This is a genomic window from Streptomyces tatrensis (assembly GCF_049310065.1).
In the GTDB taxonomy this organism is placed as follows: domain Bacteria; phylum Actinomycetota; class Actinomycetes; order Streptomycetales; family Streptomycetaceae; genus Streptomyces.
On the sequence record NZ_JBMDLB010000011.1, the window covers coordinates 295,632 to 310,186 of the forward strand.

The following is a 14,555-nucleotide window of genomic DNA, read 5'->3' on the forward strand; positions in this document are numbered from 1 at the left end:
GTGAGACGCATCGCTCGTCTCTTGTTCACTGTTCACCAGGGAGTCCCATGAACAACACCCCGGCCACGTCCCGGCGCAGGCTGCTCCAGTTCGGTGCGGCGGCCCTGCCGCTCGCGGCCTTCGGATCCGCCCTGCCGACGGCCGCCCGGGCGGCCACGGCCCCCAGTGGCTCCACCACTCTGCGGATGCCCGCGGAGGAGGGCCGGCACGTCCGTACCTTCATGGCCTGGCCGGCGCTCTCCTCCGTGTGGGGCACCAGCCTCGGCGCGGTGCGCAGGGACATCGCGAACGTGGCGTACGCGATCTCGCGCTACGAGCCCGTGGTGATGCTGGCCCGCTACGGGCAGGCCGCGGACGCCCGGTACCTGTGCGGGAGCGGTGCCTACTACGGAATAGACGTCATCGAGATAGCCAACGACGACCTGTGGATCCGGGACTTCGGCCCCACCTTCGTCGTGGGCCCCGGCGCGATCGCCGGGGTGGACACCAACTTCAACGGATGGGGCAAGGCCGGCACCTCGTACGCCCAGCCCTTCGCCAACGACGCCGTGGCCGCCGAGACGCTCCTCGGCCAGTACGGCGTCAACCGGATCCAGGCGTCCTTCGTGGGCGAGGGCGGCTCGCTGGAGACCGACGGCCAGGGCACCCTGCTGGCCACGGTGAGCTCGATGGTCAACAGCAACCGCAATCCGGGCAAGTCGCAGGAACAGGTCGAGCAGGCGATGAAGGCGGCGCTCGGCATCGACAAGGTGATCTGGGTCCCGGGCCTGGCCGGCCAGGACATCACCGACTGCCACATCGACTGCCTCGCCCGCTTCACCGCGCCCGGCAAGGTCATCCTGGACAAGCCCGGTCGCGGCGCCGACAGCAAGTGGATCGCCGTCTACGAGGAGACCGCGCGGATCCTGCGGGGCGCCACCGACGCCCAGGGCCGCGCGCTGACCATCACCGAACTCCCCGGTCCGGACCGCAGCGCCATCCGCGGGCAGGGCAATGACTTCCTGTCGAGCTACACCAACTACTACACGGTGAACGGCGCGGTCATCGCCCCGCAGTTCGGTGACGGCTATGCCGACGGCCTGGCCTACGCCATCCTGCAGTCCGCCTATCCCAGCCGGAACATCGTCCAGCTCAACATCGACAACATCGCCTCCGGTGGCGGCGGGATCCACTGCGCCACCCAGTCGCAGCCCGTCGTACCCCCGTTGGTCTAGTCACGCGCGGGAGGGGCCGCCCGGCCGTGGTCGGTCGGCCTCGGGCCGGTCGGGCCGGTCGACCGGCCGACCGGTCGACCGGCCGACGTCACAACCAACCGTTGACAGCACAGTCACAGTCGAGGAGAGGCGCAGGGATGAACACCAGGCGGGGCAACCGCGGGGGCGGGCTGCGGGCCGGGTCCCTGAGCACGTTCGACTCCGTGGTCATGGCGGTGGCGGGCTGCGGGCCGGCGTACACGGTCGTCGCCCTGGTTCCCGCGCTCGTCGCGGCGGCCGGGTTCGCCTCCCCGGCCGTCCTGCTGTACTGCGCCATCCCGGTCCTGGGCATCGCCCTGGCGCTGCGGCATCTGGGGAGGCTCGACGTCAGTTCCGGCGCCACCTACTCCTGGGTGTCCAGGACCCTGCACCCCTTCCTCGGATTCCTCAGCGGGTGGGCGGTGGTCGTCGCGACCACCCTGTTCATCATCGCCTCGACGACGCCGGCGGGCAGCGCCACCCTCTCGCTCTTCGACGAGGAGCTGGCCGGAAGCGACGCTCTGGCCACCGCGGTCGGGCTCGGCTGGTTCCTGCTGATAGCGGCCCTCGTGGCATCCGGCGCCAGGGTCGCCGCCCGCGTGCGGACCATCGCCGTCGGGACCCAGCTCGCCCTGCTGCTGACCGTTGCGGTCACCGCGCTGACGCGGGACGGCCACGCCTCCGCGTTCTCGTTCTCCTGGTTCGGCTTCGGCCACTTCGACGCGACCCATACCTTCACGGCCGGGGCGCTGATCGCGAGCGCCCTGTACTGGGGCTGGGACGTGACGGCCAACCTCAGCGAGGAGACACGGGGCGGCCGGGGCGGCTCCGGACTCGGCGGACTGATCGGCCTCCTGGTCTTCGCCGCCACCCTGCTGACCCTGACCGTCGCCTCGAACGTGCTGCTCGGCCCGGACGCCATCACCTCGACGGACGGCGGATTCCTCCTCCAGCTCGGTGAGGCGGCCTGGCCCGGAGTGGGGGGCACCCTGCTCGTTCTCGCCGTGCCGCTCTCCATGGTCGCCACGCTGGAGACCACGCTCCTGCAGGCGACCCGCACCCTGTTCGCGATGGGCCGGGACCGGACGATCCCCTCCCTCTTCGGGCGGATCCACCCTCGGCGCCAGACCCCCGTGGCCTCCACGCTGGCCGTCGTCGCGGTCACGGTGACGGCCCTTTTGCTCGTGGCGCTCCTCAGCTCGGGGGTGGGCATCCTGGAGCACGCGCTCAAGGGGATCGGCCTGCTGATCGCCTTCTACTACGCCCTGGCCGGGATCGCCGTCAGCGTGGCCTACCGCAGCGTGCTGCTCGCCTCCGCCGGGAACCTGATCTTCCTGGGCCTGTGGCCGCTCGCGGGCACCGCCTTCAACATCTGGGTCTTCGCCGCCGCGATCCCCACCCTGACCGGCACCGAACTGACCATCGGGCTCGGCTTGCTGGCCGTCGGGCTGGTCCCGCTGGTCATCGCACGGATCCGGGGCGGCCGCTCGTTCTTCCATCCCCGGCCGCTCGGCCCGCGATCCGAGGAAGCGGCCGACGCGTACCTTCCCGCCGCCCTGTCCGACGCCGGTCCGGACCGCGGCCGGCGCGACGGTCTCCTGTCCGACTTCTGAGCACACCGTCCGGCAGCCCGACGCCGAGCGGCTGGACGTGGCGGCCCGGCTCTGCCACCGGGCGGCCGAGCTGGCACCCCTCGATCCCTATCCGTGGGTGTCCCTGTTCGCCCTCGCCAGGCTCTATCCGCAAGGGCATTCCAGCACGGGCGCATGGTGGCAGGAGATCCGCGGACGGGATCCGAACCACCGCGAGGCACACCACCAGGCGCTGCGCTACCTGTCGGCCCGCTGGCACGGCTCCTACGGCACGGCCCTCAACTTCGCCTGGGAAGCAGCGGGCTCCGCCCCACAGGGATCCCCCTTGGCGATCCTGCCCCAGGTCGCGCGGGCCGAGCACTACCGCCACCGGATGGCGACCGGGGGAAACACCGTACTGGGGCTGACCGGGCACTGGAACGACGAGCGCGCACGGGGTGACCTGCGGCACGCCCTGGACGCGTGGATCGCGCACCGCACGCCCGCGGCGCAGGACGTCGCCGACCTGAACCACCTGGCGCACGGCCTGGTCAAGGCGGGCATGGCGGACCGGGCGGGTGCGATCTTCCGGCTGCTGGACAACCGTGCCACCGAGGCGCCTTGGTCGTACACCGGAGATGCGGAACAGCTCTTCATCCGCTGGCGGAACAGGACAAGGCCCGTCTGAGGCAGGCCCGTTCGCCGTCTCCCGGGGCATCGAATGGCTTGCGAAAACCTCGCGTGTTACCTGACGGTAGGCAATGATGGCCGACGACCATCCACACGACGGGGGCTGACGCAGCGGTGACGACTTTCGACGAACGGACCATCGTGCACGCGTTCCGGGACGACGCGCTGGGAGAGCACGACGCCGTCGGTCTCGCCGCGGCGATCCGGCGGGGCGAGGTCTCCCCCGCCGAGGCCGCCCGGGACGCCGGGGAGCGGGTACGGGCGGTCGACGCACGGCTCCGCGCGGTCCAGGTACACGCCGACAGCCCGGTGCACGCCGTCGGTACGGGCGGCGCCTTCGGCGGGGTGCCGACCTTCGTCAAGGACAACACCGACCTCCAGGGGCTGCCCACGGGCCACGGCAGCGCCGCCTTCCGGCCGAGGCCGGCCCGGCGGCACGCGCCGTTCACCCAGCAGCTCCTGAGCAGCGGGGTCACCGTGCTGGGCAAGACCCGGCTGCCCGAATTCGGGTTCAGCCCGACCACCGAGTACGCCGGTGCGGAGCCGGTGCGCAACCCCTGGGGCACGGGCTACTCGGCGGGCGGCTCGTCGGGCGGCAGCGCGGCGCTGGTCGCCGCCGGTGCCGTGCCGATCGCGCACGCCAATGACGGCGGCGGCTCGATCCGCATACCCGCGGCCTGCTGCGGACTCGTCGGCCTCAAGCCGTCGCGCGGCCGCGTCGTGGCCAGTGCCCTGGGCCGCCAACTGCCGCTCGACATCATCTCCGACGGGGTCGTGAGCCGTTCCGTGCGGGACGTCGCCGCGTTCCTCGCCGCTGCGGAGACGTACCGGCGCAGCCCCGGACTGCCGCCCGTCGGACTGGTCGAAGGCCCCTCGGCGCGGCGGCTGCGCATCGGGTTCGTGCTGGACTCGCCGAACGGCGTGCACTCCGACGCCTCCACCCGGGCGGCGGTCGCGGAGACCGCGGAGCGGCTCGAACGGCTCGGACACACCGTGGAACCGGTGGAGTTGGGCATGGATCCGAGTTTCACCGACGACTTCCTCACGTACTGGGGCATGTTGTCCTTCCTCCTCGGCCTGACGGGCCGGACCCTCGGTGCGGACTTCGACCGCCGCCGCATGGACGGCCTCAGCCAGGGGCTGCGCGAGGAGTACCTGCGGAACTGGCGGCGGACTCCCGGCGTCCTGCGGCGGCTGAAGCGCACGAAGGAGGCCTACGCGGCTGCGTTCCGCGGGCTCGACCTCGTGATGTCGCCGGTGCTAGCCCACACCACGCCGCCGATCGGCCACCTCAGCCCGACCGTTCCCTACGCGAAGCTGATCGAGCGGATCCTCGCGTACGTGGCCTTCACGCCGGTCGACAACGTCGTCGGCACGCCGTCGATCTCGGTGCCCGCCGCGAGCCCGACCCCGGACGGGCTGCCGGTGGGCGTCATGTTCGCCGCCCGTCCCGGCGGTGAGCGGCGACTGCTGGAGATCGCCTTCGAGCTGGAGGCCGACCGGCCGTTCCGGCGCATCCAGGACCAGTGACGCAGCGAGCGGGAGACCTGCGGGGCGCGCGGCCGCTACCCGGTGGGCGCCGGCAGGTGCTCCACGCGCAGGGGCTCGAAGGCGATGCGGGTCAGCGATCCGTCGTCCGCCCATCGCACCTCGATGGATCCTTCGTCCGCCGTCGCCCGGGTGAGCACCTCGGCGATCGGCACCGGATCCGGCTCGCTGGTGCTGGTGCCGGAGCCGGCGAGCGCGACCAGCGCCGCGTACAGGCCCGTTCCCCCGGCCCCGGCCGTCAGTCGGGGCATGCTCGCCCATCGCGTGAACGCCGTCCCGGCCGGGGCCCGCGCCTCGTCCCGCGCCTCCCAGCCGTGCACGGGGTGGAGCTCCGAGCGGAGCGGCTCCTCGGGCCCCGTGGCCCAGCCCGTCTGTTCCACGCGGGCGCCGTACGGGGCTCCGTGCACCCGGTGCACGCGCAGTTCGTGCCGGCCGCGGACGAAGGTCACGCTCTCCACGCGCAGGCCGGGGACCGTGGGCGCGCCCCCGGGGAACACCGGCCGGTGCCAGGACGCGGCCCAGCCCCAGCCGTTCCCCTGGCCGGTACCCAGCGGGTGGATGCGCCGCCGGACACTGCGGGCGCCCGCCACGACCACGGCGAGGTGGTTGTCCGGGGTGTTGGCGCCCGCGGTGGGGCCGCTGCGGGTGGAGTAGGCCTGGCGGGAGTAGAGCGGGTCCTCGTCCCGGGCGTCCTCCGGCTGGTCCGGCCCTACGTGGTCGCTCCCGTGGTTGTGCAGCCGTACGATCCCGTCGGCGCGGGTGGTCTGGATCAGCAGCCCGGGAGCGGGCAGAGCGAGCGCCTGGTCGGGGCCCTCGCTGGGCGCGGGCTCCTCCGTCGCCGTCCACAGGGGATGCGTGGCCGGGGCGAGCAGGCAGACGAAGGCCTTGGAGGCCCAGTACGGCGAGGCCGGCCCGGAATAGTTCTGCAGGGTCGCCCCGTGCGGGCCGTGCCAGCCGAGGCCCAGCAGTCCGTCGGCGCCGACGGCGCCCCGGTCGAGGAAGTACCGCAGCGATCCGCTGACCAGGCGGCGCGAGGTGCCGGGGGTGAGCGGGGTGTGGCCGGTGACGGCGCCGAGACCGACGGCTGTCGCGGCGGCGAAGCGGTAGGTGAGGGAGCGCCCGAAGTGGATCGGCGCCCCGTCCGCGCCGAAGAGAAGGGAGAAGCCGTCCAGGTGGGCCCGCAGGCGGCCGCCGTGCGGGGCCGGCCGGTCCCCCCGGTCCGGCGAGGCGCCGAGTCGGCCGTCGAGGTGGCCGTCGAGGTGGCCGTCGAGGTGGCCGTCGAGCACCGGATACAGGTGCAGCGCCCAGCCGTTGTAGTGGTCGAAGGCGCGGCCTTCGCCGTCGGCGTACCAGCCCTGGCCCGCGTACCAGCCCTCCAGGAGGTCGAGCGCGCGGCTGCGGGCCCTGGCCGTCTCGGCGTCGCCGCGGCCCACGGATTCCAGGAACCCGGCCACGGTGTACGGGAAGAGGTACCAGTTGTTGGGGGCGGGCACATGGCGCAGGGCGCCGCGCAGCCACTCCTCCGTCCGGTCCTGCACCGCGCTGTCGAGGCGGTCCCACAGCCACGGCCGGGTCAGCCGGAGTCCGAGGGCCACCGAGGCCGACTCGACCATCGGCTGGCCCCCCGCGTGGATGTCGCGGATGACCGGCCAGGATTCCGCGTCGTCACGGCCCGGCGTCCGGGTTCCCGCCGCGAGGCCGTCCGCGTACCGCTCCAGCCAGCCGTACGGGTCCGCTCCCCCGGCCCCGGACACGCGGAACGCCGCGGCGAGGAAGGTGCGTGCGTACCCTTCGAGCCCGTCGGAGCGCACCCCGGAGGCGGACGGCGGTCCCGGCAGGTCGAGCAGGGCCCCGCGCGGCGTGGCCCACTGCCAGGCCGCACGCAGCAGCCCGTCGGCCACCGCCTCCCAGTGCGCACGCGTATAGCCGGTGTACGGGCTCAACGCGCGGTCTTCGCTGGGCAGTCCGGGAAGGGTCATGCGGGGATCTTGATCCAATGGCTCCGGCGGGTCAAGGGAGCAGGTCGGGAGAGCGGATCAGAGCGTTCGAAACGAGCGAGCGGGGGGCAGAGGTCAGGCCGAGGCGTCCCAGGCCGTCGTCAGCCCGTCCAGCCACGCGGGCGGCAGCTCCGCCGCGTCCCACTCCTCGCGCAGTGCCTGTGGCTCGGCGACGAGCCGCTCCAGTACGGCAATGCTCGTGGCGGAGTGGACGAGCGAGAAGCGGCCGTGCACCGTGATGGCGCTGCCCGCCCCGAACCGTGCGAACAGCCGGCCCAGCCGGGTCCGGTGGGTGTTGGTGAACTCCGTCAGCCGCCCCGCGTAGCGGGCCCGCTGCCTCGTGCTCATCGTGGCGAGGACGGCGGTGAGCACCTCCTCGGTCGCCTCCGGATCGAGCTCCGAGACCTCGGTGAACGACAGGTACAGGGGTGTGAGCGCCACTTGGGCCCGCTCGACCTCCATGCGCCTGGCCCGCGGGCGCTGTCCCGCCCCGTCCTGTTCGCCGTCCGGGTTCACGACCCGCAGCAGGGTCCGCTCGGTGACGGCGCCCAGCTCCGCCAGGAGGTCTCCGGCGCCGTCGAGCCATCCCGACTCGTACGGCTCGCCCTTGTCCCCCGGCACGCTCCGGTCACGGTCGCTCAGTTCCCCGTGCGCGAGCGCGAGCGTGCCCGCCTCCAGCAGGCCGAGCAGTTCGCGCGCGTCACCGGCGGGGACCCCCGCTCGTGCGAGGAGCTGTAGGAGCGTCGTCCTCGCGTTGTCGACACTGACCTCGTCCGGCCACTGCCGTCCCTCGTCGGCCCCGCTCATCAGATCCTCTCCGTTCTCGGCCACCGCACCGCCCGGCACTTCATTGTGACCGAGCGTCTCCGAGGAGGCCGGACCCAGGGGTCCGGTCCCCGGTTCGTCCCCGCAGTCGCGGGAACTGGCTTCCTGAGCTGGGACTCTATGCGGCGGCGCGCCGATGTCGAGCACTTTCCCGGCATCCGGCAATCTACCCATAACCTGCCCCGGGCAGTGGCGCCCGCCCTCACGCGAGCCCGTACGTACGGGGGCCACTGCCACTACACCTCCCGTACATACGCCCCCGCACGGGCCGCCGCCTCCGCCGCGGCCGCGGAGCGGTCGGCCACGGCGTCGTCGAGCGGGAGGGCCGTGGTCAGGAGGCGGTAGTAGAGGGGGGCGGACACCGCGCGGATCACCTCGTGCGGGTCGGTGCCCTCGGGCACCTCGCCGCGGGCCACGGCCTCCCGGACGCACGGCGCCCACTCCTCGACGCGCACGGCGTAGAAGCCGTGCAGCGAACGCGCCGCCTCGGGGTCGCTGGTCGCGGCCGCGATCACCGCCTTGAACAGGGCCCCTTGGCGGGGATCTCCCAGGGTGCGGCACACCAGCCGGGCGTTGGCCGTCAGGTCTTCGAGGAGCGATCCCGTGTCCGCCCGCGGAAGGGACTGCTGCGCCATGTCCAGCAGCAGATCGGCCATGAGGCCGGCGACGGTGCCCCACCGGCGGTAGACGGTCGTCTTCCCGACGTCGGCGCGCCGCGCGAGGTCGGCGAGGTCCAGGTGGGCGAAGCCCCGCTCGGCCAGGACGTCCCCGGCGGCCCGGAGCACCGCCTCCCGCACCCGGGCCGTACGCCCTCCGGGCCGCGCGCTCCCCGGCCCGGAGGGCGGGCCTGACTCCGGCTCCGGTGGGGCCACGCTGTCCGGCCCGGCTGCGGCGAACTCCATAACGGGACTCCAGTTCCATTAAGCATCGGGACTTGCTACGCTCGAACCATCTTAACAGAACCGTGGTCCCATTAGATGGAGCCGCGTGCGAGGAGAGGATGCGTCATGGAGTACAGGCGGCTGGGTGCGTCCGGGCTTCTGGTCCCGGAACTGAGCTTCGGAGCGGGCACCTTCGGCGGGCAGGGGCCTCTCTTCGGCGCCTGGGGCGACACCAACGTGCAGCAGGCGCGCCGCCTCGTGGACATCTGCATCGACGCAGGGGTCACGATGTTCGACACCGCCGACGTCTACTCCGCGGGCGCCTCGGAAGAAGTCCTGGGAGCTGCCCTCAAGGGACGCCGGGACCAGGTGCTCATCTCCACCAAGGCCGGGCTGCCCACGGGCGACGGCCCGGGCGGGGCGGGGACCTCCCGGTCCCGCCTGATCGCGTCCGTGGACGAGGCCCTGCGCCGCCTGGACACCGACCACATCGACCTCTTCCAGCTGCACGCCTTCGACGCCGGCACTCCGGTCGAGGAGGTGCTGTCCGCGCTGGACGACCTGGTCCGGGCGGGGAAGATCCGCTACACCGGCATCTCCAACTTCTCCGGATGGCAGGCGATGAAGTCCCTCGCCGCGGCCGACCTGCACGGCCGCCCGCGCTACGTCGCCCATCAGGTCCACTACTCCCTCGTCGGCCGCGACTACGAGTGGGAGCTCCTGCCGCTCGGCCTCGACCAGGGGCTGGGCGCGATCGTCTGGAGCCCGCTCGGCTGGGGCCGGCTCACGGGCAGGATCCGGCGCGGGCAGCCGCTGCCCGCCGGCAGCAGGCTGCACGACACCGCCGACTACGGCCCGCCGGTGGAGGACGAGTACCTCTACCGCGTGATCGACGCGCTGGACGAGGTCGCCTCGGAGACCGGCAGGGCCGTCCCCCAGATCGCCCTGCGGTGGCTCCTCCAGCGGCCGACGGTGTCCTCCGTCATCATCGGCGCCCGCAACGAGGAGCAGCTGCGCCAGAACCTCGGCGCGGTGGGCTGGACGCTCACGCCGGAGCAGATGGCGAAGCTCGACGCGGCGAGCAGCCGCACGGCCCCCTACCCCTATTTCCCGTACTACCGGCAGGAGGGCTTCGCCCGCCTCAACCCCCCGGCGGTCTGAGGGCGCCCTCGAGGGCGCCCCGTCACGGTCCCGGTGCCTGCAGGTATGCGGATACCGCGGCCCTGGTGAGGGTTTGGTAGCGCTGTTCTGCCGTTCGGGCCGGGAAGTGGCCCGCGAGTTCCAGGGTGATCGAGCCGTGGGCGGCCGCCCAGATGATGTCCGTGACCTCGTCGACGTCCACGGCCGGGCGGAAGACGCCGGTCGCCGCGCAGGCCCGTACGGCTTCGCGGAGGACTTCCAGGCTGGCGGCGGCGACCTCGCGGGCCTCGGGGGTGGGCGTGAAGCCGGGGATGAGGCCGGCGAACATGACCTGGTAGAGGTTGCGTTCGGTCAGGGCGTTCTGGCGGTAGGCGCGGCCCAGGTCGGCCAGGTGGGTGGGCGGGTCGGCGGACGGGGGGACGGCCTCCAGGCTGCGGCGCAGGCGGGCGAAGCCTTCCCGGTACAGGGCCTCGGCGATGCCGTCCTTCGCGCCGAAGTGGCGGTAGAGGACCGTGGTCGAGCAGCCGGCCGCGGTGGCGATGCGGCGCATGGTCAGGGCGGACGGGCCCTCTGCGGCGAGGAGTTGGGCGGCCAGGTCGAGGAGGGCGGCGCGCAGGGCTTCCTGGCCCTGGGCCTGGGTGCGGGCGTAGAGGTCGCCGCTCATGCCTGCTGCCAGTCGCCGAGGGGGCGGTAGATCGGGATGCCGGCTTCGGTGAGTGCGGTGCGCTTGGCGAAGTACTCGTCGCCCATCGGGTCCAGGCCGCGCAGGGGCATGGTCCCGCGCCAGATCGTCAGGTCCTCCGGTGCGAGCTGTTCGGCCCGTGCGAAGTGCCGTTCGGCTTCCGGCCCGCGGCCGCCCCGGTGCAGCCACAGGGCCAGGGCCGCTTCGGTACGGGCCTGCTGCTGGTCGGCCGTGGCGCGGCGGGTGTGCCGGGTGACGTCCTCGTCGGACAGTCCGCTGTCGCCGGTGAGGACCCAGCGGTCGAGTGCGGCGAGCGCCGCGCCGGAGTCCAGGCCCGACAGTTCGCGGAACAGGTCGGTGGCGAACTGGGTGTCGTTGGGGCGGGCCACCTGCCCCTCTTCGTCGATCCACAGGACGGTCGGCACGTTCAGGACGTCGTAGAGGTCGGACACGGATCCGTCCGTGTCGATGAGTGCGGGGTGGGTGACCGCGGCCTCGGCGATCCACGGCGCGGCGTCGGCGGCGCGGCGGTCCACGGCGACGCTGAGGACGCTGAAGCCGTGGTCGGCGAGTGCGGCGTGACGGCGCTCCCATTCGGGGAGGTCGTAGCGGCAACCGCACCAGGAGCCCCAGAAGACCAGGGCGACCTTGCGGCCGCGCAGGTCGCTCAGCGCGTGCGGCACGCCGTCGACGTCGGGGAGGGTGAAGTCCGGGGCGGTGGCACCGGCGAGGGCCTGCGAGCGTTCTTGCGCGGAGACTCCGAGGGCGATGACCCCGGTGTCGGTCGCGACCGGGCGGTCGAGGAGCCCGGCGAAGGCCACCGGGTCGAGCAGCCCCTGGTGTTCGGCCCGGGCGGCCGCGGACGAGGGCACGCACAGGTCGCCCCGACACCAGCCGTGCGGCTTGCGGACCCAGCCGAGGGCCTGTTCGGCGGCCTCGGGGGTCAGGAGGGTCCGGCCTGCCGGGCCCGCTTGCGCAGCTACGACCGTTTCCCTGCCGTCGTCCAGGATCGTGATCTGCGTGGCGTCCATGGCAACCCCCGCTGCGCTCGCATGAAAACTATGTACTGAGAAAATAACAGCGTTATCGCCACCACGGCAAGGCCACCGGCGGGCGACTTGGGGGCGGGCGGCCGATGGGTACGGGCGGCCGTTCGAACGGCTCAGGTGGCGGTGGTGCGGCTCCGGCCCGGGGTGAGGAGATGGGCCATGGCGTGCGCCTTCGCGCTGCCGTCGCTCCACAGCGGCCCCCACCGGATCCCCGTCGGCGTCAGCGGGCCCGCCCGGGCCACGGACACCCTCCGCGCGAGCGCCGATGCGAACGCGTGGGACATACGCGTGTACAGGACCCCCGCCGACGTCCGGTCCGCGGTCGAGTCACGCGAGACCGCGGGCGGCATCGCCCTCACCGGGCAAGGCGTCGACGTCTACACCGCGACCGCCGGCGGCCCCTCCGCCACCGGCGCGATCACCGCGCTGGGCGACGAGATCGCCGCACAGCACCTGACGGCAGCGTCCGCCCACGATCTGGCGCCGCCCACCGCGGACGACCCCCGGGGTTCCGGGCTGACCTCCGCGCTCCTGCCCATGGTCTTCGGCGGCATCTTCCCCACCCTCGTGCTCGGAGGCCTCTTCCCCGGTCACCGCGGTCTGCGGACCCGGCTGGCGGGCGCCCTGCTGTTCTCCGTCGTGACGGGCGCCGCGGTCGCCGCCGTCCTCCAGTTCGCCACGCACTCGATCGACGGCACCTACTGGCTCACGGCACTCGGAATCGCTCTCGGCATGGCCGCCATGTCGACCGTCCTCCTCGGCCTCCAGGCCCTCCTCGGCACGGCCGGCTTCGCCCTCGGCACCGCGCTGATGATGCTCCTGGGCAACCCCCTCTCGGGTCTCGCCTCCGGCCCCTACTGGCTCCCGACCGGGTGGGCCGCCCTCGGTACGCTGGCTGCATGCGTACGCGTCCCACTTTGAGCTGGACCCCGACCGCGGACCTGCCGCCCGGCACCACGGACCCGGGGCCGGTCGCCGACGCGCTGCGGGCCGGCGGGGTGCTGGTGCTCAGCGGGGCCGGGATGTCCACGGAGTCGGGCATCCCCGACTACCGGGGTGAGCGCGGCAGCCTGCACCGGCACACGCCCATGACCTACCAGGAGTTCACCTCCAGTGCTCGTGCCCGGCGCCGGTACTGGGCGCGCGGCCACCTCGGCTGGCGCACGTTCGGGCAGGCCGCGCCCAACGCCGGACACCGGGCCGTCGCGGCGTTCGGGCGGCGCGGGATGCTCGCCGGTGTGATCACCCAGAACGTCGACGGACTGCACCAGACCGCCGGCAGCGAGGCAGTGGTGGAGCTCCACGGAAGCCTCAACCGGGTCGTGTGCCTCTCCTGCGGAGCCCTCAGCCCCCGCCAGGAACTCGCGCTGCGGCTGGAGGAGGCCAACACCGGCTTCGAGCCGCCGGACGCCGCACTGAACCCGGACGGTGACGCCGATCTCACCGACGAGCAGGTCGGGGACTTCCGCCCGGTGCCCTGCGCGCTGTGCGGCGGCATCCTCAAGCCGGACGTGGTGTTCTTCGGCGAGAGCGTGCCCGTGGAGCGGGTCGGTCACTGCCGCGAGCTGGTCGGCGCGGCGACCTCGCTGCTCGTCCTGGGCTCCTCCCTGACGGTGATGTCCGGGCTCCGGTTCGTCCGCCAGGCGGCCCAGGCCGGGAAACCGGTACTGATCGTCAACCGGGATCCGACCCGTGGCGACCGCCACGCCGCCACCCGGGTCGCACTCCCCCTCGGGGCGACCCTCACCGGCCTGGCCGGCGAACTGGGCGTCCCCCTCGACGAGGATTCCACGCACCACTGAGGGGTGATCGCTCGCCCAGACGGCCTAGACCGTCGAGGCGATCCGGCCGGCCCGCCGCCTCAGGCCAGCGGGCCGAGCACCTCCTGGGATTCGATGAGCCCCTGGTCGCTCGGGGGCTTCCCGTCGCCGAAGACGCGTACCGCCTGGCGGGCCCGGAACTCGGCGTGCGCCTCGGCGGGCTTCACGTAGCCGTGGCGGGTGCGGGCCTGTTCGGGGGTGAGGACCTCCTTGGTGCGGGGAGGCACGCCGAGCTTGATGGGCGCCACCACCTTGACCGTGGAGGGGGACAGCATCCCCAGCAGGAACAGTTCGACCCGGGGGCTGAGGTGGGCGAGCGCGAAGGACGTCCGCATGACCGGTACGACGAGGACGTCGAGGAGGCGTGACTGCCGGATCTGCGCCATCTCCCGCATCCAGCGCGGCATCGTGGCGATGGTGGCGATCCGGTGCGTCCTGGCCACGACCATCCGCGCGGGCCTCATCCACCACGCGGTCGGCGGGAGGACGAGGTCGGTGTTCAGGAGGTGGTTCATGGCCTGCCGGGCGATCGGGCTGGCCTCCAGCCGCGGGCGCATGCGCTCGAAGTACGCCCGGATCCCCGCCCGGTCGCGCGGGACGTCTTCGGGCGAGCAGGTCTGGAACTCCGCGGCGAGGGCGCAGGACTCCCAGTACTCCTTCTCCTCCTCGGCGGTGAGCTTGCCGGGCCCGTACTTCTCGTAGGCGTAGAGGATCGAGTGCCATCCGGTGAGCTGTATCCACAGCTGCGAGGCGGGGTCGTTGGCGTCGTAGGTGCCTTCGCCGTAGGGCAGTTGGCCGATGGCCTTCGAATGGACCTTCACCAGGACGTCCGCCGCCTTGCACACCTGGTCCGTGCCGGCGAAGGCCACCATCGCGAAGTAGCGCAGCGTGCGGTCGTAGCGGGTGCGCGTGCGGTCGTAGATGCCCTGGGTGCCGTGGACCGCGGCCACCAGCGGCGGGTCGAGTTCCTCCACGACCACGGAGCGCTGGAAGCCCACCGTGGGCGCCGTCGGGTAGCTCCAGACCTTCCAGACCACCGATCCGGGACCGAAGAACCCGTAGTCCGCGTGCGGTTCGACCTCTTTGCCGTGCAGTCGGGCCATCAGACCGCTCCTCGTGT

The 14,555-nt window shown here is 73.0% G+C and carries 13 protein-coding genes; 7 read left to right on the plus strand and 6 right to left on the minus strand.

Annotated features, from left to right (window positions below; all coding sequences use genetic code 11):
* Positions 1 to 47: 47 nt before the first annotated feature.
* The 4 genes from ACODT5_RS17015 (at position 48) to ACODT5_RS17030 (ending at position 5,023) form a co-directional block, all read left to right on the plus strand.
* Positions 48 to 1,214, plus strand: a complete 1,167-nt coding sequence (locus ACODT5_RS17015) for an agmatine deiminase family protein (protein WP_422520137.1) — start codon at positions 48 to 50, stop codon at positions 1,212 to 1,214.
* Between the two features lie 137 nt (positions 1,215 to 1,351).
* Entirely contained in the window at positions 1,352 to 2,845 is a 1,494-nt protein-coding gene (locus ACODT5_RS17020) for an APC family permease (protein ID WP_422520138.1), read from the plus strand.
* A 37-nt stretch (positions 2,846 to 2,882) separates the two neighbouring features.
* Positions 2,883 to 3,491, plus strand: a complete 609-nt coding sequence (locus tag ACODT5_RS17025; protein WP_422520139.1) for a hypothetical protein — start codon at positions 2,883 to 2,885, stop codon at positions 3,489 to 3,491.
* Positions 3,492 to 3,607: 116 nt separating this feature from the next.
* Positions 3,608 to 5,023, plus strand: coding sequence for an amidase (locus ACODT5_RS17030; protein ID WP_422520140.1), 1,416 nt, complete (start codon positions 3,608 to 3,610; stop codon positions 5,021 to 5,023).
* 35 nt (positions 5,024 to 5,058) lie between these two features.
* Here the strand turns inward: ACODT5_RS17030 and ACODT5_RS17035 are convergent, their stop codons facing one another.
* The 3 genes from ACODT5_RS17035 to ACODT5_RS17045 all read right to left on the minus strand — a co-directional run bounded on the left by ACODT5_RS17035 (position 5,059) and on the right by ACODT5_RS17045 (position 8,765).
* Complete coding sequence (locus ACODT5_RS17035; protein ID WP_422520141.1) at positions 5,059 to 7,020, minus strand: DUF2264 domain-containing protein; 1,962 nt, start codon at positions 7,018 to 7,020, stop codon at positions 5,059 to 5,061.
* Positions 7,021 to 7,113: 93 nt separating this feature from the next.
* Positions 7,114 to 7,845, minus strand: coding sequence for a hypothetical protein (locus ACODT5_RS17040; RefSeq protein WP_422520142.1), 732 nt, complete (start codon positions 7,843 to 7,845; stop codon positions 7,114 to 7,116).
* Between the two features lie 254 nt (positions 7,846 to 8,099).
* Positions 8,100 to 8,765: a TetR/AcrR family transcriptional regulator gene (locus tag ACODT5_RS17045; RefSeq protein ID WP_422520143.1), complete on the minus strand. Its 666-nt coding sequence runs from the start codon at positions 8,763 to 8,765 to the stop codon at positions 8,100 to 8,102.
* Between the two features lie 105 nt (positions 8,766 to 8,870).
* Between ACODT5_RS17045 and ACODT5_RS17050 the strand changes: the two genes are divergently transcribed.
* Positions 8,871 to 9,905 (plus strand): aldo/keto reductase, encoded by a 1,035-nt coding sequence (locus ACODT5_RS17050; RefSeq protein ID WP_422520144.1) that lies wholly within the window; start codon positions 8,871 to 8,873, stop codon positions 9,903 to 9,905.
* 22 nt (positions 9,906 to 9,927) lie between these two features.
* Here ACODT5_RS17050 and ACODT5_RS17055 read toward each other — a convergent pair whose 3' ends face one another.
* Complete coding sequence (locus ACODT5_RS17055) at positions 9,928 to 10,548, minus strand: TetR/AcrR family transcriptional regulator (RefSeq protein WP_422520145.1); 621 nt, start codon at positions 10,546 to 10,548, stop codon at positions 9,928 to 9,930.
* Complete coding sequence (locus ACODT5_RS17060; protein WP_422520146.1) at positions 10,545 to 11,597, minus strand: redoxin domain-containing protein; 1,053 nt, start codon at positions 11,595 to 11,597, stop codon at positions 10,545 to 10,547. The genes ACODT5_RS17055 and ACODT5_RS17060 overlap by 4 nt, the downstream gene beginning before the upstream one ends.
* Before the next feature lie 177 nt (positions 11,598 to 11,774).
* Here ACODT5_RS17060 and ACODT5_RS17065 point away from each other — a divergent pair, with 177 nt between their 5' ends.
* Both ACODT5_RS17065 and ACODT5_RS17070 read left to right on the plus strand, forming a co-directional pair.
* Entirely contained in the window at positions 11,775 to 12,536 is a 762-nt protein-coding gene (locus ACODT5_RS17065; protein WP_422520147.1) for a hypothetical protein, read from the plus strand.
* Positions 12,515 to 13,417 carry an NAD-dependent protein deacetylase gene (locus ACODT5_RS17070; protein ID WP_422520148.1) on the plus strand — a complete coding sequence of 301 codons (903 nt, stop codon included), beginning with the start codon at positions 12,515 to 12,517 and terminating at the stop codon, positions 13,415 to 13,417. Before ACODT5_RS17065 ends, ACODT5_RS17070 begins: the two co-directional genes overlap by 22 nt.
* A 59-nt stretch (positions 13,418 to 13,476) precedes the next feature.
* Here ACODT5_RS17070 and ACODT5_RS17075 read toward each other — a convergent pair whose 3' ends face one another.
* The gene (locus ACODT5_RS17075; protein WP_422520149.1) at positions 13,477 to 14,538 is read right to left on the minus strand and encodes an oxygenase MpaB family protein; all 1,062 of its coding nucleotides are present in this window, start codon (positions 14,536 to 14,538) and stop codon (positions 13,477 to 13,479) included.
* Positions 14,539 to 14,555 lie beyond the last annotated feature (17 nt).